Origin of the sequence: Paraburkholderia sp. RL17-373-BIF-A (assembly GCF_046030175.1) — a bacterium.
In the GTDB taxonomy this organism is placed as follows: Bacteria; Pseudomonadota; Gammaproteobacteria; order Burkholderiales; family Burkholderiaceae; genus Paraburkholderia.
In genome coordinates, this window is the sequence record NZ_JARESO010000293.1 from 1 (window position 1) to 1,038 (window position 1,038).

A 1,038-nucleotide genomic window follows, 5' to 3' on the forward strand; every position below is an offset into this window, starting at 1 on the left:
GGTCTCCGATCTGGTCGAAGCGGTCCCTGCGTTGAGGTCCGTTCAGATCCAGCACCTTCAGATCGGGCGAGAAGCGCTGCGCTTCCTCGCGCCAGTTGTGCACCAGCGTAGTCGGCAGAACGATCAGCGCGGGTCGATCAAGACGGCCCGCTTCCTTTTCCGCGAGCACATGGGCGAGCGTCTGCACGGTCTTGCCAAGGCCCATGTCGTCGGCCAGCACGCCCGAGAGGTTATGTTCGCGCAGGAACTGCATCCAGCTCAGCCCCTGATGCTGGTAGGTGCGCAACTCGGCCTGCAATCCACGCGGCACCGGCGCCTCCCGCAAACCGGGTCCCGCCTGCAGGCGTTGCGCTAGCTGGCGAATCGATGCGTCACCGTGGAACTGCCAGCGCCCCGTGTTGTTCAACGCCTCGAGACGTCCCGCATCCAGCTCGGAAATACGCAGCGACCCGTCGCCGACGGTATCGAACAGGTCGACCAGCACCCGCACGACCGGTTTGAGACGGTCCGCGCGCAGGCGCAGCCGTTCGTTCTGATCGGTCCGAAGTTCGATCGTCTCTTCATCGGCGATGCTCTCGAGTTCGCCTGACAGCCAGCGCCGGTCACGCCGGAACAGGTCGGCCAGCAGCGGTTCCAGGCGCACGCTGCGCTCGCCCACCGTGATGCCCATTTCGAGGTCGAACCAACCGTCGCCCGCATCACGGGCCACACCATCGATCGCATCGATTTCAATCACGTTGAAGCGGAATTCTCCTGACATGGTGACGCGCCAGCCCTTGTCGCGCAGCGCGGGCAGGGCTTCGTTCACGAAGGCATACCACGCATCGGGCTCCTGCAGGCCGAGCATTGCCGCGGGAAATGACTGCGGTCCCTGAATGCGGCCCGCGGGAATCTTCTGCAGCCCCGCGTTGCGTAGTTCGAGCAGGCGTTTCTTTTCCGCATCAGGCCGCCGGCTGACCTGAACCACGTTGCCGTCGGGGTGCGAGACCAGGGTCGCACTGCTGTCGGCGTTGATAGTGACGCCCTCGTAGTCAAAGC

Annotated in this window: 1 protein-coding gene; it reads right to left on the reverse strand. The window is 64.5% G+C overall.

The window, feature by feature from the left end; translation table 11 throughout:
• Positions 1 to 1,038: SNF2-related protein (locus P0D80_RS50430; protein WP_408296312.1), on the reverse strand; the 1,038-nt coding region annotated here is incomplete at both ends.